At 55.7% G+C, this 22,396-nt stretch carries 18 protein-coding genes, 1 pseudogene and 2 riboswitches; of the genes and pseudogenes, 2 read left to right on the top strand and 17 right to left on the bottom strand.

Going from position 1 to position 22,396, the window contains the following annotated elements:
- The first annotated feature begins 41 nt into the window (after positions 1-41).
- Complete coding sequence (locus tag EHV15_RS15495; RefSeq protein WP_128631991.1) at positions 42-2,177, top strand: glycoside hydrolase family 52 protein; 2,136 nt, start codon at positions 42-44, stop codon at positions 2,175-2,177.
- A gap of 713 nt (positions 2,178-2,890) precedes the next feature.
- Here the strand turns inward: EHV15_RS15495 and EHV15_RS15490 are convergent.
- The 7 genes and pseudogenes from EHV15_RS15490 to EHV15_RS15460 all read right to left on the bottom strand — a co-directional run bounded on the left by EHV15_RS15490 (position 2,891) and on the right by EHV15_RS15460 (position 8,083).
- Positions 2,891-3,991, bottom strand: coding sequence for a DMT family transporter (locus EHV15_RS15490; RefSeq protein WP_128631990.1), 1,101 nt, complete (start codon positions 3,989-3,991; stop codon positions 2,891-2,893).
- 128 nt (positions 3,992-4,119) lie between these two features.
- Positions 4,120-4,290, bottom strand: a riboswitch (FMN riboswitch).
- A 140-nt stretch (positions 4,291-4,430) separates the two neighbouring features.
- Positions 4,431-4,616 (bottom strand): annotated as a pseudogene (locus tag EHV15_RS15485) (spore gernimation protein); the annotation flags it as partial.
- A gap of 169 nt (positions 4,617-4,785) precedes the next feature.
- Positions 4,786-5,661, bottom strand: a complete 876-nt coding sequence (locus tag EHV15_RS15480; RefSeq protein ID WP_425464435.1) for a MetQ/NlpA family ABC transporter substrate-binding protein — start codon at positions 5,659-5,661, stop codon at positions 4,786-4,788.
- 105 nt (positions 5,662-5,766) lie between these two features.
- Positions 5,767-6,447, bottom strand: coding sequence for a methionine ABC transporter permease (locus EHV15_RS15475; RefSeq protein WP_246061601.1), 681 nt, complete (start codon positions 6,445-6,447; stop codon positions 5,767-5,769).
- Positions 6,440-7,204, bottom strand: coding sequence for a methionine ABC transporter ATP-binding protein (locus EHV15_RS15470; protein WP_128635366.1), 765 nt, complete (start codon positions 7,202-7,204; stop codon positions 6,440-6,442). The genes EHV15_RS15475 and EHV15_RS15470 overlap by 8 nt, the downstream gene beginning before the upstream one ends.
- A 398-nt stretch (positions 7,205-7,602) precedes the next feature.
- Positions 7,603-7,725 carry an SDR family oxidoreductase gene (locus EHV15_RS15465; protein WP_425464434.1) on the bottom strand — a complete coding sequence of 41 codons (123 nt, stop codon included), beginning with the start codon at positions 7,723-7,725 and terminating at the stop codon, positions 7,603-7,605.
- A gap of 10 nt (positions 7,726-7,735) precedes the next feature.
- Complete coding sequence (locus tag EHV15_RS15460) at positions 7,736-8,083, bottom strand: ArsR/SmtB family transcription factor (protein WP_128631989.1); 348 nt, start codon at positions 8,081-8,083, stop codon at positions 7,736-7,738.
- Positions 8,084-8,252: 169 nt separating this feature from the next.
- On the opposite strand from EHV15_RS15460, the gene EHV15_RS15455 reads away from it, so the two are divergent.
- The gene (locus EHV15_RS15455) at positions 8,253-9,650 is read left to right on the top strand and encodes an MFS transporter (protein WP_128631988.1); all 1,398 of its coding nucleotides are present in this window, start codon (positions 8,253-8,255) and stop codon (positions 9,648-9,650) included.
- Between the two features lie 138 nt (positions 9,651-9,788).
- Here the strand turns inward: EHV15_RS15455 and EHV15_RS15450 are convergent, their stop codons facing one another.
- The 10 genes from EHV15_RS15450 to sdaAB all read right to left on the bottom strand — a co-directional run bounded on the left by EHV15_RS15450 (position 9,789) and on the right by sdaAB (position 21,958).
- Positions 9,789-12,311: an ABC transporter permease gene (locus tag EHV15_RS15450; RefSeq protein ID WP_128631987.1), complete on the bottom strand. Its 2,523-nt coding sequence runs from the start codon at positions 12,309-12,311 to the stop codon at positions 9,789-9,791.
- Positions 12,308-13,012 (bottom strand): ABC transporter ATP-binding protein, encoded by a 705-nt coding sequence (locus EHV15_RS15445; RefSeq protein WP_128631986.1) that lies wholly within the window; start codon positions 13,010-13,012, stop codon positions 12,308-12,310. Before EHV15_RS15445 ends, EHV15_RS15450 begins: the two co-directional genes overlap by 4 nt.
- A gap of 109 nt (positions 13,013-13,121) precedes the next feature.
- The gene (locus EHV15_RS15440) at positions 13,122-14,234 is read right to left on the bottom strand and encodes a sensor histidine kinase (protein ID WP_128631985.1); all 1,113 of its coding nucleotides are present in this window, start codon (positions 14,232-14,234) and stop codon (positions 13,122-13,124) included.
- Positions 14,231-14,920 (bottom strand): response regulator transcription factor, encoded by a 690-nt coding sequence (locus EHV15_RS15435; RefSeq protein ID WP_128631984.1) that lies wholly within the window; start codon positions 14,918-14,920, stop codon positions 14,231-14,233. The genes EHV15_RS15440 and EHV15_RS15435 overlap by 4 nt, the downstream gene beginning before the upstream one ends.
- Positions 14,921-15,260: 340 nt before the next feature.
- Positions 15,261-16,547 carry a TolC family protein gene (locus EHV15_RS15430; protein WP_128631983.1) on the bottom strand — a complete coding sequence of 429 codons (1,287 nt, stop codon included), beginning with the start codon at positions 16,545-16,547 and terminating at the stop codon, positions 15,261-15,263.
- 48 nt (positions 16,548-16,595) lie between these two features.
- A complete protein-coding gene (locus EHV15_RS15425) occupies positions 16,596-17,861 on the bottom strand; it encodes an ABC transporter permease (RefSeq protein WP_128631982.1) in 1,266 nt (421 codons plus the stop codon).
- Entirely contained in the window at positions 17,858-19,231 is a 1,374-nt protein-coding gene (locus tag EHV15_RS15420) for an HlyD family secretion protein (RefSeq protein WP_178075867.1), read from the bottom strand. Before EHV15_RS15420 ends, EHV15_RS15425 begins: the two co-directional genes overlap by 4 nt.
- Positions 19,232-19,280: 49 nt before the next feature.
- The gene (locus EHV15_RS15415; RefSeq protein WP_128631981.1) at positions 19,281-19,871 is read right to left on the bottom strand and encodes a TetR/AcrR family transcriptional regulator; all 591 of its coding nucleotides are present in this window, start codon (positions 19,869-19,871) and stop codon (positions 19,281-19,283) included.
- 520 nt (positions 19,872-20,391) lie between these two features.
- On the bottom strand, positions 20,392-21,273 hold the full coding sequence (gene sdaAA / locus EHV15_RS15410; protein WP_128631980.1) for an L-serine ammonia-lyase, iron-sulfur-dependent, subunit alpha: 882 nt from the start codon (positions 21,271-21,273) through the stop codon (positions 20,392-20,394).
- Between the two features lie 19 nt (positions 21,274-21,292).
- On the bottom strand, positions 21,293-21,958 hold the full coding sequence (gene sdaAB / locus EHV15_RS15405; RefSeq protein WP_128635364.1) for an L-serine ammonia-lyase, iron-sulfur-dependent subunit beta: 666 nt from the start codon (positions 21,956-21,958) through the stop codon (positions 21,293-21,295).
- Between the two features lie 223 nt (positions 21,959-22,181).
- Positions 22,182-22,289, bottom strand: a riboswitch (glycine riboswitch).
- Positions 22,290-22,396: the final 107 nt, after the last annotated feature.

Raw genomic sequence — 22,396 nt, 5'->3', positions numbered from 1 at the left:
AACTAACACACCATTCGCCTAAAAAACAGGAGGTAATCAAGTTGGGTAAAAATATTTTTTTCAACGCGCATCACTCGCCGGTCGGCGCTTTCGCCAGCTTCACGCTCGGGTATCCCGGCAAAAGCGGCGGGTTTGATCTTGAGCTGGGCAGCCCGCCCAACCAGAATATATACATCGGATTGCAGGAGGACGGTCAAGAGCGCTACCGGGCCCTGCCGTTTTTCGGGGAAGGTCAGGATGAGCGCGACCGTTATACGACGGAGGAGGACGAGAATAGCGGTGAAGGTCAGCATTCGGTTCAGAAACATGACAGCGGTATCATCGCTGCGTTCGCGCGCGGGGAGATCACCCGCAAGTTTGGCGTGGCAACCGACGAATGGCAGGCCGGCGATCTGACGTTCCGCCTGTACTCACCGTTCGGGCCGGTGCCCGATCCGGCAACCGCCTCGGAGGAGGAGCTCCGCTTCGCTCTTAGCCCTGCGGTGCTGGCGGAAATTACGGTCGACAACACGCGTGGCAAATCGGCGCGCAAGGCGTTTTTCGGCTTCCAGAACATCGATCCGTACACCTCGATCCGCCGCCTGGAGGATACGACCGATGGGCGAATCCGCGGCGTCGGCCAGGGCCGGAACACGGCGATTGCCACAAACGATCCGCGGGTGACGAGCGCCGGATTTTTCACCATGGAAGCGATCCTGCAGCCGAAAGTGCCGGAAAATCTGCGGTTCGGGCTTGGTCCGGTGGGCGCTCTCCTGATGGATACCCCGGCCGGCGAAAAAGCAACCTACCGATTTGCGCTTTGCTTTTATCGGGGCGGGTACGTCACTACCGGGATGGACGCGTCTTATTATTACACGCGGTTTTTCGGCAATATCGAAGAAGTGGCCGCTTACGCGCTTGAGCAGTTCGACCGCAAGCTCGAAGCCGTGCGCCAAGCGGAACAGCTAGTGAGCGCTCCGCATCTGAATGAAGACCAACGCTTCATGCTGGCGCACGCCATTCGCAGCTACTATGGAGCCAGTGAGTTGCTTGACCATAAAGACCAGCCGCTGTGGATCGTCAATGAAGGTGAATACCGGATGATGAACACGTTTGATCTGACGGTCGACCAGCTGTTTTTTGAGCTAAAAATGAACCCATGGACAGTCAAAAACGAACTCGACCTGTTCACCCGCCGCTACAGCTACAAGGATACGGTCCGCCTCCCGGGCGATGACACCGTGTATCCCGGCGGCATCAGCTTCACGCATGACATGGGCGTGGCCAATTCGTTCTCCCGGCCCGGCTACTCCGCTTATGAGCTGCACGCGATCGACGACTGCTTCTCGCACATGACGCATGAGCAGCTTGTCAACTGGGTGCTGTGCGCTTCCGTTTACGTGAACCAGACGAGGGACAAAACATGGCTGGGCCAAAACCTCGGCGTGCTTGAGCAATGTCTGGAAAGCATGGTGAACCGCGATCATCCGGATCCGGCCAAACGGACCGGGATTATGGGCCTGGACAGTTCGCGGACGATGGGCGGCGCGGAAATCACCACGTACGACAGCTTGGACGTGTCGCTTGGCCAAGCGCGCAACAACATTTATTTGGCGGGCAAAAGCTGGGCCGCTTACCTGGCGATGGAGAAGCTGCTGCGGGATAACGGCCGCGAAGAGCAGGCGGTGCTGGCCGGCCGTCAGGCCGAGCTGTGCGCGCGGACAATCGTGGCCCACATGCAGCCGGGCTGCTACATTCCCGCCGTCATTCAGGAGAACAATGATTCAAAAATCATTCCGGCGATCGAAGGATTGATTTTCCCGCTGTTTACGGGATGCGAGGCGGCGCTGGACAGGGGCGGGCGCTTCGGCTCTTATATCGGGGCTCTGTCGGAGCATTTGCGCGCGGTGTTAAAGCCCGGCGTCTGCCTGTTCGAAGACGGCGGCTGGAAGCTGTCCTCGACGAGCAACAATTCCTGGCTCAGCAAAATTTACCTGTGCCAGTTCATCGCCCGCCGCATTCTCGGGCTGCCCTGGGATGAGCAGGGCCGAGCCGCCGACGCGGCGCACGCCGCCTGGCTCACCTCCGAGCAAAACGCCTACTGGAGCTGGAGCGACCAGATCATGGCCGGCGTCATTTGCGGCAGCCGTTACTACCCGCGCGGCGTAACCGCCATTTTGTGGCTGGACGAGAAGTAGAACGGGTCTGCGGGGGTGACGCAGTGAGGTGAACCGCTGGCCGGAGAACTTCCTCCGACGGGCGCGCAGGGAAATAGCGGAAAAAAATGTACTTATTTTCGGTAAAAAGCAGGGGGAGCTAAAATAGAGGATTTTTTTACCGCTATTTTGGGGAGATGGGGGCAAAAAGGGACTTTTCCATACTTGCCACCCAGATAAGCACAAAAAATTCCGCTATTTACCGTAATAGGGGAAGAATATCAATAATAGCGCCATAAATTACCGCTATTCCGGCAACAGGGGCTGCCCCCCTCCTCATTTCCTCCCCGTACCTTAAATAAGGGCTTGCACATCCATGGTCTGAAAAAAACGGGGTTGTCCCCAAGGTCAAGTTTATGACCTTTTGGGGCAGCCCCGTGCGTCTATCTTGGTTTTTAAGTGATATCTGCAAATGCAGCCTAACGGATGTACTGTTACTCCGCTTCATACATTCCAGTACATCCGTTCTCTTATCCTAATGAGCTACGTTCGTTGGTATCCAATAGAATCACCGTCAGCGTGTTTACAAACCCTCGTACATTCGAATACATTCGCGCGATAGGCTCATCCAGAAAGTACCGGATCAGACTGTCAAAACTCAAAGCCCCCACCCCGTCCCCCCAGCACTCCTCGCACGTTACGCAAGCTCATTCTATGCAAATAATTTATTCTAAACTAGTTAAACATCATCCCTGTTAAACTCCCGCGTTGCCCGCTTTCGTCTCCGCGGCGGGCGAGCCGCTCTGGCGGGAGATGATGAACAACGTCGCCCAGATCAGCACGAATCCGCACACTTGGGCTGCTGTAATCATCTGCTGGAACGCTACCCAGTTAACGAGCACCCCAACCATCGGGAAGCTTAACTCCGCCAGCGTGGCCACCGACGCCTTCGTGGTCGTCAACCCTTTGTAGTAGACGAGCAGGCTCAGGAGCCCCGGCAGCAGCGCCTGTCCAAGCATATTCAGCGAAACGGCGGCGATTTGCCAGCCTTCGGCCGGCAGATTCAAGCCTGCCCCTTCATTCCAGGCGATACCGAGAAGTAGCGGCAGCGCCAAAACAAAGCGCAGCGACGTAACCGTCTCATACTTCATCTTTCCAACCATCAGCCGCCCCATCACGGTGGAACCGCCCCAAAGCGCGGCCGCTCCCAGCGAAAGCAGGCTGCCGACCTGCACGAAATCGCTCCAGTGCCCGATCGGAACCGTAAATCCGAAAGTGAGCAGGTACGTTCCGGCCAAAGCGATCACCAGCAATCCGAAAAAGTGGCGCGGCAGTTTCTCCTTCAATAGTGCGCCGGCGAGCAAAATGGCGAACAGCGGCTGCATTTTTTGCAGCAGCAGCACGGCGTTCAAATCGCCGCTGGAGAGCGCCATCGTGAACAGGATGGTGGCGATGGCCGACCCGCCCCAGGAAATAAAGAGCAGCGCGCCGGCATGGCGCCAGCCCAGCCCTTTCAGCTCGGAGCGGTTTTTCCATAACACCGGAACGGCTACCAATGCGATGATGATATGTTCAATCAGAACGATTTGCGCCGAAGTCAGCGACTTCAGCAAAATGACCCGAAACAGCGGGTCAACGCCCCAAAGGGCGGCTCCCAAAACGACAAGCCAAAACCCGGTTTTCGCTGTTCCTTTCGCGGCCGCCGCGTTCACGGCCAATGTCGCCGCCTTCCCAGACGCGCCCGGCGTTCCGGATGCTCCCGCCAGCGCGCCGGCGTTGCCGCCAGCCTGCAAACCGACCTTGCCGGTTCCCGCTCCTACCCCATTAATACTGCCGCTTGCACTTGCATTTTTCATAATGATGTCCCCTTCTTGAATATGGGGTCTACGTAGAAAACCCCCGCAATCCTTTCGTGGAAAGGGGTTGCGGGGGCGACCAAATAAGCCTGGCCAGAGCCAAGAAAAGCTCCGTTCAAACTCGCCTGTTTGATCTTCTCCCATCCGGACTATACCGTCGGCCTTGGAATCGCACCAAGTCAGTCGCCAACCGCAGACAATACGCGGTAAACGAGTCGCGGGCTTAAGCCCCTCTCTTCGCCATGGAATTGAGGAACCTCACCGCCGGTCAGGAATTTCACCTTACCCCGAAGATCCATATTCATTTAAATTTTTTTAAAATGTTGGGCTGGTTTCAGCATACCGCATTCAACCTGGTGCCACTGTAACTAAAATCACATGAAAATTATAATTGAAAATTCGTGAAAATTCAAGACCACCCGATGCTACCGACCTGATATTACGACCGCTTCACCACGTCGAAGTTGCTTTCGATGAGCAGCCAGTTTTGCGGGAAGCTGAGACCCAGCTTCCAATAGCTCATACCCCTGAGTTCCAACTCTTGAATCAAATCGAATTTCGCCTGGATGGACCTGGCGTCTTCGAACCACACTTCATGCTGTTTTCCTTCCCCGTCGGTGTACCTTCGGTTTCCAGCCTTCATAAAAAATTCGCTATCACTATCCTATGAAGAAGGGAGTTTGACCTATGCCGCCGACAGTCCGCCGATGTGCCAACCTCTGTGCTAGACCGCCGTCATGTAGCACGACACCGCGTGCTTGAGGCTAGGCCCTCTTTGATGCCAGGTCCCATTTTTAGAACGCCGGCAATGCGATCTCGCCGTAATTTTGTTCCAGGTACTGCTTCACTTCCGGGCTGGAAATCGCTTTGGCCAGCTTTTGGATCGGCTCCGAATCCTTGTTGTCCTCGCGGGCAACGAGCGTAATGGCAAACGCGGAATCGACGGTTTCCGTCAGCAAGGCGTCCTTTTTCGGCGTCAGTCCAAGCGGGCTGGCATACGCCGGCGTCATCAGCACCAGGTCGGCGTCATCCAGCATCCGGGCCAGCATCAGCAAATCGACTTCTTCGAATTTGTAATGGTGGCTGTTTTCCACGATGTCCGCCTGGGTGGCTTCAAGCCCCGCGCCTTCCTTCAATTTGATGATCCCCGCTTTATCCAGCATCATCAGCGACCTAGCGATGTTGGAAGGATCGTTGGCGATGGCGATCGTCGCCCCGTCCGGCAGTTCCTCCATCGATTTATACTTTTTGGAATATGCGCCGTACACCGCGTGATATACCGGCTGAACCGCTGCGAGATGGGCGTTTTTGCTTTCATTGTACTGTTCCATATAAGGAACGTGCTGGAAAAAATTCGCATCGACTTCCTTGTTGGCCAAAGCATCGTTCGGCTGCACATTGTCGGACAATACGACCAGCTCCAGGTCGATGCCCTCCTCCTTAAGCTGCGGCTTGATCAGTTCAAGAATTTCCGTCATCGGCGGAATCAAGGTGGCCACCTTCAAAGTCGTCGTTGTTGTTTCCGCGGACGCTGCCGCCGGAGACGCCCCGTTCGTACCCGCTTCATTTCCGGCGCCTTTCGCCGCTCCGTTTTGTCCGCTGCCACTCCCGCACGCGGTTAGCACAAGCGCCAGCAGCACCAGGCTCATCATCCATTTCATCGTTTTCATGAAAAAAATCCCCCTTCAACCCTCATGCTATTTGTCTTCATTGCTCTTTTGGGACCCGTTAGTGTTTAACACTACAAGTAAATCCAGGCTTCCCCGCGAAAAAACTTAGCGCTTGTCCAAACGCCGGGAAATCGCATTTCCCGCAAACTGAATGCCCTGCACCAAAATAATCATCAGCACGATGACGGCAACCATCAGCTCCGTTTCGAAGCGCTGGTAGCCGTAGCGGATGGCAAAATCGCCGACCCCGCCGCCGCCGACTACCCCCATGACCGTCGAGTAAGAAATAAAGCTGATCGTCGAGGAGGTCAGTCCAAGCACCAGACCGGAACGGGCTTCCACCAGTAAAAATTTAAAAATGATAGCCAGCTTTGAGGCCCCCATCGCCCGCGCCGCCTCCATCACGCCACGCGGCACCTCCAGCAGCGACTGCTCCACGAACCGCGAATAAATCGCAACCGCCACGATCGCGAGCGGAACGGAGGCGGCCAGCGTGCCGATCGCGGTGCCCACGATCAGGCGGGTGAGCGGAATCATAAACACGACCAGCAGCAAAAACGGAAAAGAGCGGATAATGTTCACGGCACTGTTCAGGACGGCCGACCAGCCGCGATGTTCATACAGCTGCCCTTTGCCGGTCAGGTACATCAGCGTGCCAAGCGGAAATCCGAGCAGAATGGCCGCGGCCAGCGAGATGCCGACCATCATAAAAGTCTCGCCGATCGCTTCCCCGATCTGGGCGCGGTATTGCAGCACATCGTGCCACATCGCGGTAAAATCAATCATGGCGACCCTCCGTTTCCCCGAGCAGTTGCTCCCGGTAGGACATCGTAAACGCAGACATGTCCGCCGCGCCCCGGCGCTGCTGCATACGAAACGTATCCGAAAGCTTTCCGTTCTCCATCACGGACACGGTGTCGCAGATGCTTTTGACGACCTCCATCTCATGGGTCACGATCACGATCGTTACGCCAAGGGTGTCACGGATGTGCATAAGCACCTCCAGAATTTCCGCTGTCGTCCGCGGATCAAGCGCAGAGGTTGGTTCATCGCAGAGCAGCACGTCCGGCCGGTTCGCCAGCGCCCGGGCGATCGCCACCCGCTGTTTTTGGCCGCCGCTTAAGGCCGATGGGTACTGCTTCGCCTTGTCCGGCAGGCCGACGAACCGCAGGCATTCCCTCACTCGCTCGGCGCGCTCGCGTCTTGCCGCCCCCGCCAATTCGAGCGGCACCGATACGTTGCCGCTGACCGTCCGGTTGTTCAGCAGATGAAACTGCTGAAAAATCATCCCGATCGATTGGCGCAGCTTTCGCAATTCCGCTTCCGGGAGGGTCGTCAGTTCCCGCCCAATGACGGTAATTTTCCCATGATCGGGCAGCTCCAAAGCGTTCATCATCCGCAGCAGCGTCGATTTACCGGCCCCGCTCGCCCCGATGATGCCATGCACCGTCCCCTTCTCGACGTGAAGAGACACGTCCTTCACCGCTTCCAGCTGACCGTCCGGTAACCGGTATGTTTTGCTCACATGCTCCAGGGTGATGATAGGCCCCTCCCCCTTTCTTTGGGCCAAGCTTTCTGTACTAGTTATTTAAAATAGCTGTTATACATGTTTTTCACCTTCTGATTATAGACTACGTTTTTATCTGTGTCACCACTTTATATTATCTATTACAAGAAAGGCTTTCCGAGCTATTGGAGGGTATGAGGGGAAACACACGGCCTGCGTTTTTGTGGAGTTCATAGAAATAGCGGTAAAAAAAGGCCTTATGTTCGCCAAAAAAGGGCGTGGAGCGAAAATAAGAGAATTTTTTACCGCTATTTTAAAATATAGGATTTATTTTGCGTAGAAAGGGGAGAACTCATAAAATAACGGCATAAAATACCTCTATTTCCCGGCAGGCGGAGGTTTGGCGTGAAAATGGAGTGGGGACGAACAGCCGATTAAATCGCCGGCATCACATTGCCGCCGCTGACCGGTATGTACGCGCCCGTAATAAAGCCGGCCAAATCGGAAGCGAGGAAGGCCACGGCGTTGGCGATATCCTGGTCCTCTCCCCTTGCCATTTCAGCTAATTTAGCGGTCCGCTTCGGACAGCTTTATTCCAATTCCACCATTTGAGCTTTCGTAAGCCTTCAGTATCGAATCAAGCAGTCCGGGAAAACGGTACTCCAGGTCCTCCTCACGCAGCGACAGAATGCGCTGCGTCCCCTGAACGCGCGTAAATACAACCCCCGCCTCGCGCAGCGTCCGGGCATGGTGGGACAACGTCGATTTGGCCACCGGCACGTCAAAGCAGTTGCACGGCCGTTCGCCCTTTTTGCGGATTTCGGCAACGACGCTTAACCGGACGGGATCGCTAAGGGCATACAGTACGGAAGACAACTGAATCTCTTCCCGGGCCGGATGATACAGCACCTTCATCGAAAAAACCCCTTTGTGCATAATATTTATCTGTCATCAATTAAAAATCACATAAAAAAAATTTTATTCATTCAGCGGTTCCCTAATTGCATTTTAAACGATGGCATGCTATATTTCAAACGTTCGATTACAATCGAACAATAAAACAAATAAAGAGTGGGTGAAATGCATGAATGCTGTACCAACCGAAATTCCCGCGGTCCCTTCCTCCGAAACCTCTTTAAAGAAAGAAGGGCTGCTGACGCTTTTGCTCGGACTCGCCGTCGTGCTGGTCATTATGAACACGGCCATGTTTAACCTGGCGCTGCCCGGCGTAACCGAAACGTTTGGCCTCTCGGCTTCCGTTTCCTCCTTGATTGTAACCGGCTATTCTATAATGTTTGCCATTTCATCCATTACGTTTAGCCGGCTTGCGGATTTTCTGCCCATCCGGAGGCTGCTTGCGATCGGGCTGCTGACGCTGGGGCTTGCCGCCATAGCCGGACTGTTCAGCACCAGTTTCTGGTTTCTGCTCGCCGTGCGCGTCATCCAGGCTTCCGGCGCCGGGGCGATCGTCTCGCTGTCGCTGGTGCTGCTCACCCGGTACGTGCCGATTCAGCGCCGCGGCAAGGCGATGGCATTGATTATGTCGGCCGTTTCGCTAGGCCTGGGGCTTGGTCCCGTCGCCGGCGGCACGATCGTGGAATACTGGGGCTGGAGATACCTGTTTGTCGTGACCGCGCTGACCTTGCTGTTGGTGCCGTTTTTTCTCCTCTACATACCGAAGGAGAAACCGGTGCGCGGCACCTTCGATACCCCCGGCGCCGTACTTATCGCCATCGGTACGACCGGACTGCTGCTGTTTTTGACCCAACACGCCTGGGTCGCTCTGGTCTTCGGCGTACTTGCGCTCGCCTTGTTCGTCTGGCGCGTCCGCAGCGCGCGGGAGCCGTTCGTATCCCCCGCCTTGTTTGGCAACGGCGCTTATCTGACTTTGTCGCTCGTGGGAATCGCCTCGTATTTGTGCAGCTTCGCCACACTGTTTCTGCTGCCGCAAATCCTGGTGCACCGTTTTCATCTCAGCGCCAGCCATGCCGGTCTCATCATTTTTCCCGGCTCGATGCTGGCCATGGTGGCCTCGCGCAAGGTCGGCTCCATCATCGACCGGCACGGCAACGGCGCGATTTTGCGGTTTGTGCCGCTGCTGATGTTAAGCGCCATGATCCTGTTCGCGCTGTTCAGCGGGCAATCCTGGCTCGCCATCCTGTTCATTTATTTGCTTACTAGCCTGGGATTTACGATTATTTCCAGCAGCGTGTCCAACGAGATCTCCCGCATCCTGCCCGCGTCCCAAATCGGTTCGGGCATGGGGCTGTTCCAACTGCTGCAGTTTTTCAGCGGCGCCTTCAGCATCGCCTTGGCGTCCAGCGCCTTGGAGTGGCAGCACGGCCTGCCGCAAGCCGCCGCCTATGCCAACATTTTTTGGGGTTTGATGGTCATGGCGCTGCTAGCCCTCGGCTCATCGTTTGTTTATCTCCGCAGCGCTTCCGCGCCGGGGGCAAGAAAACGCGAGTCCCTTGAAGCTTGATCTTTCTCTTGGGCTATGAATAAGGAGCCGACTTACGGCATCCCTTCCCAAATAAATGCACCCCATAGAGCAAACATCGGAAAAACGCCCGTCCCGTTTATCCGATGAACTCGTAGGGGTGCATTTTATTGTACGATTTTACTCCGCTTCCCGCAGCCTTTCCACGATCGTCGCCCTGGACATCCGGCGGTAGGCGGCCAGCGTAACGATCAAAGCGATCGCGACGAGCAGCGGCACCGCGGCGGCCATCGGCAGCGGGCTCAACCGAAATTCCGCAAACGCGATATTATCTGCAACTCCCTTGGCTACCGCATACGTCAATCCCATCCCCGCCGTGCCCACGATCAGGCTCGTCAATAATACACTGTAGAGCCCTTCAAACAAAAGCATTTTCTTCAGTTGTTTTCGGGTCATGCCGACACTCTCCAAAATGGCGAATTCATTGCGGCGGGAAATCATGCCGGTGATCACCGTATTGATGTAGTTCAAAATCCCGATCAGGGCGATCACAAAGCTCAGGCTGTAGCCGATCGTTTGGAAGATGCGGATAAAGCCTTGCATCTCCTGTTTGTACTCCTCCCGGGATTTCACGATCAGGCTTGGACCGGACGCCGCGATGGATTTTACCGCCGCCTCCACTTCACCGAGCTTGGCCGGATCTGCGTGCAGGGTCGCTGATAAAATGATCGGATTTTTCACGGACTTCACGAGTTCGTCCGCCGGCCAGAACGCATTAAAGCCGCCCGTCATATAAAACTGCGTTCCCGCCGCATACAGCGCGCCCGATTTCAGCACCGCCATAACCTCATAGCTTTTCTTCATGCCGTCCGGCTTAATCCGGTCTCCCGGCCGATAATAGCTCGCATATTGATCCGGACCCAGCACCGCTTCCGTAACGAGAACATAATTCCCGGAATCGAACTTGACGGGGTCAAACGCACCGGAGGCGATCTCGCGTTTGTCGAGCACATCGTACCATCCTTGGCCTATGCCATGGAACTGCAGCGGGACAGCTCCGTTTTTCAGAAGCGTAGTGAACACGGGCTGCCCGGGGTCTTCCCCCTTCGCCAGCGGTTCCAAGGTCCGCCGGATCGACTCGCTCATTTTAAGCCTGTCAGCGCTATAGTACACTTTATCCAAGCCGGTGACGCCATCGATTTGACTTAACTTCCGGCAAACCTCTTCCGTAAGCGCGGCGGTATCCGGCTCAGGCACGCCGCCCCGGCCTCCGGCATCATCTTTGACGACAAAGTCTCCCGAAATATAAGTGGTCAAGTACTTGTTAACGCTAAACGAAGAGATGACCGTATAAATCGCGCTGAACAAAATAATGCTTAACGACAATGAAGCCAGCATAAGCAACAGCTTCTTTTTGTGCCGGAACAGATTCGCAAACGACATCCTGGACAGCTTGGCTCCATGCAGCGAGCGTTTGATTTTTCGGCCAGCGCCCCCGCCGACGATTCCGGAAAATTTCACGGCCTCGACCGGCGAAATCCGCGCCGCGGTCCGCCCCGGTTTGCTGGCGGCGATCCGTACCGTCAAATAAGCGAAAATAGCGGCCCCGAGGAAAATCAGCGGGTTGGCCGAATTAACGGTCTCCGTCCCATCGGACAAACGCAGCAGCAGCGGCATCAGCCATACGCCGGCTCCGTAGCCCAAAGCCAGCCCGACCGGAAGACCCGCCAAATAAAGCCGGTTCGCCTGGATGGAAATAACCCTTCCGATCTGCCGCGGGGTGGTCCCGATCGTTTTCAGGAGCCCGTAAAATTTAATGTCCCGCACGACGGAAATATGAAAAATATTGTAGATCAGCAGATATCCGCTGAACATAATAATCAAGATCAGGATGACGAACGGAACCACATTCATCGGGTCCTCATTCATAGCTACACTGGTGTAGGCCCAGTTGACTCCGTAAGGGACATCCAGCCCGGTGTCGGACAGCACCTGTTGCACCTTCTTCTCGATGTCCCAGGAATTGCCGAACATGACGTCCAGCCGGATCGTATTGACATAACTGCCGCTTAGCCGCGACCGCTCGGGGTCGATCTGTGCAATATTCCGCTGGACAAACGCCTCCGATACGAACGCCAACCCCGACATCGACAAGTTGCGGTCCGCCGGAAAATACCCCGACAACACGAACTCCTTGGAAACAGCCTTGCCGTCGATATCCAAATTGAGCCGGACCTTGGCGCCCAATTCGCGGGGCACGCCCAGCAAATCGAGCACCCAGGTGCTCATGGCGATCCCGTTCTCTTCCTTTGGCAAGCCGCCCTGCGTAAATCGGATGAAGCTGTGCTTGGCCTCATTTTCGTCGATATGGTTAATTTCCAGCTCGGTGCCGCGAAACACATCGCTCGTTGCCCATCCGACCACCACGGATTTGCCGTACTCCTTGATGGACGGGTGCTTCAGGAGCCGGTCCGCCTCCTCGGGCTTCAAATATTTGAAGCTGCCGTGAAAATCGCCGCCGGACGTTTTCATTTTCGTCAACTGCATCGATTCATTAAGGCTGAAGGCCATCGTAAACACGGAGGTGAGCAGCAGCGTCGTTAGCACGATGGCGCTGATAATGATCAGATTGCGCGGCCGATTGGCCTTCAGGCTTCGCCTTGCGATGCGGGCGACCGCTTTACGGTTGTTCGCCGCCATCATCTCGAACCCTCCTCCTGCCCTTCGGCGCGGCCGGAACGGCCGACGATACGGCCATCTTCGATCCGCACGATCCTGTCGGCGGTGAGCGCGATCTCTTCATTATGGGTAATCATCACGATCGTCTGATTGAACCGCTCGCTCATCTGCTTCAACAGGATCATCACTTCCTGGCTTGTTTTGCTGTCCAGATTTCCGGTCGGCTCGTCCGCGAGTATGATCGCAGGCTTAGTCGCCAGCGCTCTGGCAATCGCCACCCGCTGCTGCTGCCCGCCGGACAGATTCGCCGGCAGATTGTTCACCTTATCGCCAAGGCCAAGCGCGCCGATGACCTGATCCACATACTCCTTGTCTACACGGGCTCCGTCCAGTTCGATCGGCAGCACGATATTTTCGTAAGAATTCAGGATCGGGATCAGATTGTAGCTCTGAAACACAAAGCCGACCGAGCGGCGCCGAAAGATCGTCAGTTTCTCGTCATTCATCGCAAAAATATCGTTTCCGTCGACGTACGCCTTGCCTTCGGATGCGCGGTCCAACCCTCCCAACATATGGAGCAGGGTGCTTTTTCCGCTGCCGCTCGTGCCGACGATTGCGACAAATTCGCCTTTTTCGACGCTTAGATCGATTCCGTCCAGCGCCTTCACGACGTTGTTCCCTTGACCGTAATATTTTTTGAGCTGCTCGATTTGCAGAATCGGCATGTCCTTTTACTACCTCCCGTTAAAAAATCCTGTACGCTCGTACAGGACTAAATGTAGCAGATCAATCTGACTCCCGGGTGTCCGAAAAATAACATGTTCGACAGATTCCTTAAATCACGGGCAAAAAAACGGAGAACACCGCTCCTTCTCCCAGCTTGGACGACACCTTGATGTACCCGCCCTGAGCGGTAACGATCTCCCTGGCCAGATACAGGCCGATCCCGACGCCTTCATGCCCCGCCGCTTGCTTGCTGCGGTAAAAGCGTTTAAAAATATCGTTCCATTCGCTCTCCGCGATGCCGATGCCCCGGTCGGCGACATCGATGCGGGCGAACATTTCGCCCGCCTGAACCGAAATATGCACGCCGCTGCCGGGCTCGCTGTATTTGACCGCATTCTCCAGCAAGTTGAAAAGCGCCTCCGCGGTCCATTTCGGATCGTGCTTCGCCGCGGCACCCGGATCGCAGTCAATCGCGATCTCGACGCCTTTGCGCTCCGCCGCCGCATAAACATGCGATACGGATTGCGTAATCGTGGGGATCACCGGGGACACAGCGGTTTGCAGCGAGATCATGCCCGCCTCCAGCCGGGACATTTTGACCAGCGAGCCGATCAGCCAGTCCAGCTTCACGGATTGGAGCTTGATCTGAGCCGCGTACTGACGGGCATCCTCGTGCAAATCCGGGACTTCTTCCAGCAGTTCGCTGTACAGTCTGATGCTTGAAAGCGGCGTTTTCGTCTGGTGCGAAATGTCGGAGATCAGCGTTTTAATCTTGCTCCGTTCCGTTTCGATTTGCCGTTCGCGCGCCCGGGTCAGCTCGACATAGCGGAACACTTTGTTTTCCAGCGCGGAAAGATTTGTTTCCTCGTAGCCGGTGAGCCGCTGCCGGCCGCCGATCGCCGCGTCCACAATGTCGAAGGCCGCTTGGATCGCGGCCGCTGCTCTGGCTCTCAGGACCAGGGCGAAGGAGACGGCCGCCATGAGCATCGCGGCGGCAAAGGACACGGGCAGCCAGAGGGGCGGGCCGAACACCTCCCCGGCCAAATACCGGGCCGCAACCGGGTAGCCCAGCACCAGCAGGCCGAACAGCGCCCCGTACGCCGCATAGACCGGGGTAAAGGCAAGGGCGGGCCGGCCGGCGGTTCCAGCTTGCGCGCCGGATCGGCCTTGTCCGGCTTGGCCGCCTTGGCCGGTTTCTCCGCCAAATCCGCCGCCGGTCATCGCCGTCCCCCCGCGTCGGCCCATACGTATCCGAGGCCGTATACGGTTTTGATGTACTTCGGCGCGGACGGGTCGTCTTCGATTTTGGCGCGCAATCTTTTGATCGTCACCGTCAGCGCGTTCTCATCCACAAATTCGGCCTCCCGCAGCCACACGGCGTCCATCAGCTGCTCCCGCGTCAAAATTTGCCCCCGGTTGGCCACCAGCGTTTTCAGCAGTTTCTGCTCCGTGATGCTGAGGCTGATGCTGCGCCCCTGCTTGCGGTAATCCATTCTCCCGAAGTCGAACAGAAACGGCGGAATTGCCGCCTTGTCCTCCTGTCTCGAATCGCAGCGGCGCAGCACCGCCATCACCCGGGAGCGCAGCACCATCAGGCTGAACGGCTTGGTGATGTAATCGTCTCCGCCGAGTTCAAAGCCCATGACGATATCCGACTCCATATCATTGGCGGTCAAAAAAATAATCGGCACGCGCGACCCCGCCCTTACTTTTTCGCAAAAATCAAGCCCGCTCCCATCCGGCAAATTCACGTCGAGCACGATCAAATCGACGCCCCCGGCGGCAAGCCGCCGCTCCGCGCCGGCCAAATCATAGGCCTGTTCGATCGAAATCCCGTCCTGGGCCAGCGTTAACGCAATCCCCTTGTTCAAGCTGATATCGTCTTCCACGATCAGAATGGTCGTCATGGTATGTATGTTCCCTTCCTTCCGCCGTCATGCTTAGACTGGAATCATTATACACAATGGTACAAGTACAAAGGTGATAGATTGGTTACAGAAAGCAAAACGCAGCGGTCGCGGCGCTATCGGCGGCAGGGGAAAATAACGGCATAAATTTCCTCTATTTCTCTCAAATGAACGGATAACGCCGGAATAACGACATTTTTTACCCTTATTTTTGGCTCAACTCCCAAACCGCCTCTCCCCGTAAATAGATACAAAAAGTTCCGCTGACTTGGCGTTACAAGCTCAAACGCGCAAAATAGCGGAACTTTTTTATATGTTATGTTAGCACGCAAGGTCCTACTTAAAGAATCAGTCCGTTTTCCATCGAATCGACTTTTTGCATCAAAGCAAAATACTGGAGTCTCATCAATTTGGCCTTCGCCCCAGCCTGGGTCAGCGTAAACTGCAGCTTGTTCATGTCAAACTTGGAGACAAAACCCTTCTCATACCGCAGAAAATTGTTGTTGTAGTCGGTTTCGGCGTTTTTATTGTCCCGATCGGCCGCCAGCAGCTGGCGGTAAGCCTCCTCGGCGTCGCTGTAGGTCTGGTCGATCTTTTTCGCCTGTTCGACGAGCAGCTGCTCGCCCTGCATTTCGGTGATTCGCGTGCTGATGTCGAGAAAATCCTTGCCATCGTCACTGGCCGTATCCGTATGGATTTCTTCCCAGCGCGACTGCTCCATATCATGGTATTTGCTTTGGATGTCATAGGATTTCGCCAGGATCTGATTGGTGTCTTTCCGCAAGACCGGCAGCGGTTCCGCCATGGCGATGTCTTCCAAAACCAAATTCGGATTGTATTCGATGCCGAGGTCAAAGCACAGCTGTACCAAACCGGTCCGGTATTTGCCGCGCAGCGTTTCCAATTGGTCCCGCTGGGTTTCCACAGCCCGCTGCGCTTTATCCACGTTTTCCGCAATGCCGCTGCCGTATTTCACCGCGGATTCCGCCCGCTTCACATCGTTTTCCAGCACGCCGATATATGCCTCGGACAGCTTGATCTGCTCAAGCTGCGACAACAGGGTGACATATTGCGAAGTCATTTGCAGTTTGGCGCCTTCCTTGGCTTTTTTCTCATCCAGCAGCGTTTTCTGCTGCTGCGTTTCCATCTGCTCGATGGCGACTTCCAATTGATTGCGCTGCGAGCGGATCAGCTTGTTCATCCCGGCCACGATATCGCTCATCCCGTCCAGCACCGCATTTACGGCCGTATTCGTTTGAATAGTCGGGCCAAGCCATACCAGTTGATCGGGAGTCACCTCCTCCGGAATGCCCAATCTGGGATCGGTTAAAATCTGCGCCGCATCCGTCGGCAGCCGGTCAGAGGGGACGGACCCGGTTTGCAGCCCCTCCTTCTGCGCCTTGAGTTCATCCTTTTTGTTATCCAGCGCGTTCATCTTCAGTTGCAGCAGCGCCACGTTAAAGGAATTTTCCGTCGCCAGGTCGATGGCAGACTGCAAAGTCAACCGGTCCACCCGCTGCAGATTCTGCAGCGGGCTGACATCCACCGGCGCACTATCCGCCGACGCGAGAGAGGTTCCGCCGAACAACAACATTACGGCCAACGGGCCGGCAATCCATTTTTTCATCACTGTCGCGTTCTCCTTTTCCTTGTAAAAATTAGGGCATCGTCCATCCTACATCGGGGTTGTCGTCGTTTGGGCCGCCATGACCGGCGGCTGCTGCGAAGATTCCGTGAACACCGGAGCCGGCAGCGCCAACTCCTGGTCCGCATCGTGATCCGCAGTATGTCTAAACGATATGAAGCGAGAATAAAGCAGCGATGCCAGCAAAGTGATCAAGCCGATCAAGCCGGTTGCGATACAATCCTTCATAATCTGGGCAGTCGTTAGCCCCTTCAGCATCACCGCGCGCACCGCCTCAAGAAAATAAGTCAGCGGCAAGCCGTGGGCGATCACCTGCAGAAATTGGGGCATCCCCTCCAGCGGCCAAGAATGTCCCGACAGCGAAAAAGAAGGCAGCGCGACCAGCATGGAAATTTGCAGCGCCGTGATTTTGTTCGGGGCAATCAGGCTGAGCAAATAACCGATGGACGCCACGGTAAAAGAAAAGATCGCGGCGATCAGCAAAATCGACCACGCCGACCCGCGGAACGACAACTGATACACGGAAGTGAGGATCGCCATGACGACAAACACGTTCAAAATGCCGATAAGCCAATAGGGAAACATTTTGACGAACATGATTTTCCACGGACTTCTCTTCCAGACGGCAAAGCGGCTCCAGGTCCGCTCTTCCTTTTCCCGGGCAACGGACATCCCGACGGCCATAAACATGACCTGTTGCAGCGTCGTTCCGGCCATCCCGGTGACGAGGAAATCCACGTAATCATAGGTCGGGTTATACAACGTGCGCGAGGTGAACGGGATGATCGATAACGTCGCGCTGATCTGCTCATCCTGCATCCCTTGCTGCTGCAGCCTTTTCGTTGTTGTCCCGTAGCTGTACGTCGTGACCACTTCGTTGGCGCCTTTGATGACAGCGTTCGTGATCATCAGGTTGGTGCCGTCCACCGCGGTGACTATCGGCGTCGGCGTGCCCCGCTTCAGCTTCGCTTCCAGATCGGCCGGGATGATCACCCCGGCTCTGGCTTTGCCGTTATCGATCGCTTCCCGCAGTTCCTGGCTCGAATGGACTTCCCCGACGATTTTGATCGACTGATGAGCATCCAGCGCCTGGATGATTTGCTGGCTTAATTGACTCTGATCCTCATCGTAAATGAGCGTCGGCACATCCGTAAGCGCCCGGTGACTGTAAAGGGAAGCGAAAAAAAACGTATAAAAAATCGGCCCGAGCAGCAGGATGACGAAAATCACCCGGTCTTTGAAAATATTTCTCCATTCTTCCGCCAGCATGGAGCCTACCGTAAGCCTTTCGTTCACTGGGCTTCACCCGCTTTGTCCGGTTGTTCCGCATTTTTCGCTTTATCCGACGGTTTCGCAGTTCCTGCCTGCCCCGCGGAGGTTCCGCCGTCCTTGCCGTACCATTCCACGGTCATCCCGGTCGCGGCGGTGTCCGGCAAATCGATGAATTGAACTTTAATGCCGAAGGAGCGGATGTCCAGATCCCCGGTATTTTGCGTCGCTTTTTGCGAAGCGAACGTCGCCGCCTGCGCTATCGTAACGACCTTAGCCTGGTGCATGCTGCCGCCGGCAACGAGCTTCACGTTAACGATATCGCCTTTTTTCAGGCCGGCCATCTCGGTTTCGGGCAAATAAAATTTCGCCGTCTTGACCGAATCGGTCTGCTGAACCGTAAAGACGGGGAACCCGGAACCTACAATTTCGCCGAGCTCCGCCGACTGGGACACGATAACTCCGTCTACGGGTGCGATCAGCTTCGTGTAGCCCAAATAAGTTTGGGCTTCCTTCAGCGCCGCGGATGCTTGCTTCTTGCCGGATTCGGCCGTCCGCTGGGCCGCTTCGGCCTGCTCGATCATCGCCGCGGCCGCGTCCACATCCTGCCGCTTGATATTAACTTGCGCCTTGTTGGCTTCGGCCAGCGCCAAAGCCGCTTGCGCCTGCTCAAGCTGGGCTTCGGCGGCGTCAATCTCTTCCTGGCGGGCGCCTTCCTTCGCCATGTTGTATTGTTCAACCGCAGCGTTGTAAGACGCTTCCGCCTGCGTGTAGGACAGGTTCACTTTGTCCAGATCGGACTGGCTGACCATCCCTTCCGCAAACAAGCCAGAGGTCCGCAGCAAATTGTCCTTGGCGATGTCGTAAGCTTTATTCGCCGCTTCCATTTGGATTTCCGCCTGCTTCAGCTCCTGCGGGCGCGCTCCCGCTTTCAGCCCGTCAACCTTGGCTTGGGCTTGCTGGACCACCGCCTTCGCCTGGGCGATCTGTTTGTCGATCGTCTCCGCCGTCAGGGAAACGGCGCTTTCGCCCTGTGATTTTTTCGTTTTCGCCGCGTCCACGGAAGCCGCCGCCTGCCCGATCTGGCCTTCGGTCACGGCCACCGCCGCCTGCGCCTGGGCCACCTTGGCTTTGACCTCATCGCTTTCGATTCGGGCCAGGACGTCCCCTTTCTTGACCTCATCGCCTTCCTCCACCAGCAGCTCAACGATTCGTCCGCCGACTTTAAAGCTGGCGCTCGATTGATCGGCCTCGATAAACGCTGTCGGGCGATTTGCTTTTTCGCTGCCGGAAGTGATCTGGTTCGAGTTCAGAATCCAAATCCCCCCCGCAATAAGCAAGGCGATCGCAACATAAATTAACACTCTGGGTTTTAACAGCGCTTTAAGCTTCTCCATCTTCTCTACTCCCCCAAATCTCATATCTCTTAAGTTGAACCGCTAATGGTTAGTGTACCGGCCGATCGGCCGACAGGCCGCCCGCCAGGAAAGTCCGCATGGACTCCTTGATTTGCTCCTTGTCCAGGGGCTCGTGGTTTTTGTTCCAATCCAACGTTAACGCTATGTAAAGCTTCAGCATGACGAAAGAGATCACCTGTGGATCAAAAGCATGAATTTCACCGCGCTGTCCAGCCAGCGTGATTTGCCGCTCCAGATAATCCAGAATGGCGTTTTCGATTTTTTCCAAGCCTTCCCGCGCCTGCTGGGTGCCGAAATTGCGCACCTCCTGAAACAGTTTGGCTAGCAGCTCATGCTCGCGTCTGAACTCCAGCAAGGCATCCATACTTTGATAGAGGTTCTCGAAAAACGGCTTGTTTTTATCCACCTTTTGCGCCGTGAGCCGTTTCATATCCGCAATGATGGAAAGAAGTATTTCATCGAACAGCTCTTCCTTGTTGGTGAAAAAAGTATAAATGGTCCCCTTGGCTACATTGGCGATTTTAGCCACTTGCTCCATCGTCGTCGCCTTATAGCCAAACAGCGAAAAACATTTCACGGCGGCTTCAATCACCAATTCCCGCCGGTTGATTTGAGCCAATCCCCATCGCGCCTCCTTCCAAGAAAATGACCAATTGACCGAAATATAAATATAGTCAATTGGTCGTTTTTTACTTTACTCCTTCCCAAGGCGGCTGGCAAGACATTTTTTGCAAAAAAATTTTTGAAAATTTCTCGACCTGAGATGAAGTGCCTCAACGACAGCTCCCGTAACGGACAGGAGAGACGTTATTCGCTTATTTCCCCGGTATTTCCCGCTCTAACGGACACAGATGACGTTATTAGGCTCAAAAAGACATGTTTTACGCTGATTTCGGGGAAATAACGTCTTCTCGGTCCGTTAGAATTTTTTCGCTTTCATTCTGGGCGGTTTAAGGTCGCTGGAGTCCGTTAGGAACGTGGACACATCGGGGTATGGCCACATCGCAGACACATCGCAGCCCAATCGCAGACACATGGGCTAAATCGCGATACGGTATCGACTCGGTTACATATTGTGTAGGCACCTCAACACAAAAAAGTCCCGGCCCTATTGTTACAAGGACCAGGACTCTACCTGCTTATTTTCTTCGGTTCCGCAGCTCTTTCATAATTTTGCGGCCGGTTGGCGTTTGGGCTAGGCCGCCCTGGGCCGTTTCCCGATGCCGGCTGGGCATCGCGGTGCCGACCTCCAGCATGACGTCGATGACCTCGTCGGACGGAATTGCGCTGCGGACGCCGGCAAGCGCCATATCGGCGGCCGCGAGCGCATTTACCGCCCCGAAGCCGTTGCGGACGATGCAGGGGATTTCCACCAGGCCGCCGACCGGATCGCAGATCAGGCCCAGCGTATTTTTCAGCGCCAGGCCGACGGCGTGGACCGCCTGCTCCGGCGTTCCCCCGCGCAGCTCGACCATCGCGCCCGCCGCCATGCCGATCGCGGAGCCGATTTCCGCCTGACATCCGCCTTCCGCACCGGAGATAAACGAATTATTGGCGATCACGTACCCGATCGCCCCAGCGCAGAACAAACCGCGCACGAGATGCTCATCCTCCCAGCCGAAGCGTTCCTGGGCGCTGACGAACACCCCCGGAATGATGCCGCAGGAACCGGCCGTCGGGGTGGCCACGATCCGCCCCATCGAGGCGTTAACCTCCGAAACCGCCAAAGCGTAAGCCATCGCCTGACAGGCGATGTCCCCCACGGCGGGCTGTCCGTCGCCGCGGTATTCGTTTACTCTTTTGGCATCGCCGCCCGTCAGCCCGCTCGTTGAGGTGATTTGCTCCGTCAAACCTTTGCGCACGGCCTCTTTCATAATTTGATAATACTCGGCCATCGCCGCCATGATTTCCGCTTCGCTCTGGCCGCTTTCCGCCGCCTGATCCTGCAGCATGACTTGCGAAATCGTCAGGGACTCCTTGCCGCACAAAGCGACGAGCTCCCGCAAATTCCGAAAACGCATGTTTACCTACTCCTTCGCTTTATGTTAAATCGATGTAAGCCACCCGGCTCACATGCGGAAGCTTTTCGACCGCATCGATGAGCGCGCCCGGAATCGCGCCATCCGCCTCGACGACGGTCAGGGCTTCTTCGGTCCTTCCTTTCCGGTCGGTAATGATATAGCCGATGTTCACGTCCTCCCGGCTGAACAGCGCAGTGATGCCGGCCAACATGCCTTGACGGTCGGCATGCTCGATCACGAGCGTCGGCAGTTCGCCCGAGCACTTCACCTCAAACCCGTTGATGCCCTGAATCGCAATGTTCCCGCCGCCGATCGACGCGCCCGTCACCTCGACCTTGCCGTTTCCGGCGGTGAGCGCGATTTTTACCGTATTGGGATGGGCCCCCGGCTGAACACCGGTCGTAAAATCAAGCTTCAGACCCGCTTCTTCGGCGTTTTGCAGCGAGTTCCGGATGCGCTCGTCATCCGTGCGGTAATCCAAAATCCCGCCGACGGTAGCCAGGTCCGTGCCGTGCCCCTGGTACGTTTCCGCAAACGATCCGTAGAAACAAATCCGCGCTTCGAAAGGCGCCTCTCCCAACAGCTGCCGCGCAAAACGCCCGATCCGCACCGCCCCCGCGGTATGGGAGCTGGACGGCCCGATCATCGCCGGACCAATAATCGAAAATACATTTTTAAACCGCATGGTCATCTTCCCCGTTCCCCAAATCTTTGTTTTCACCATTTTGCAAAAATCTTACTTTCAGCTTTCCCTAATCATGACAGGAAATTATCGAATGTCCGAAAGCGTCAAAAAGGACAGAAAAAAGGCCTGCTGCCTTCTCTCTGTCCCCGTTACCTGAGAGTTTAATGCTTCCGTGCGCCGGAAACACGTACCCCTTGGGTGGCTTTCGCTCTCTCCAGAGTCGCGTCAGGCCATGGTCCTTGTACCTGAGAGATTCAAAGCCGCCCCGCATGGCCGGCTATTTGCTCCTTCGGTGCCGCCTATCCCAGGCGGACTCTCCCATGACCCTCATTCGCGCACTATCGATTTTTGTAATTAATGTAAAACGAAAAACATCATATGTCAATATATCTAACATACAAATTCAATTAAAAGTCAAATAATATAGTAAAATATTCC

Source organism: Paenibacillus oralis (assembly GCF_003863965.1).
Taxonomy (GTDB): Bacteria; Bacillota; Bacilli; order Paenibacillales; family Paenibacillaceae; genus Fontibacillus; species Fontibacillus oralis.
This window is presented reverse-complemented; position numbering and strand designations above follow the sequence as displayed.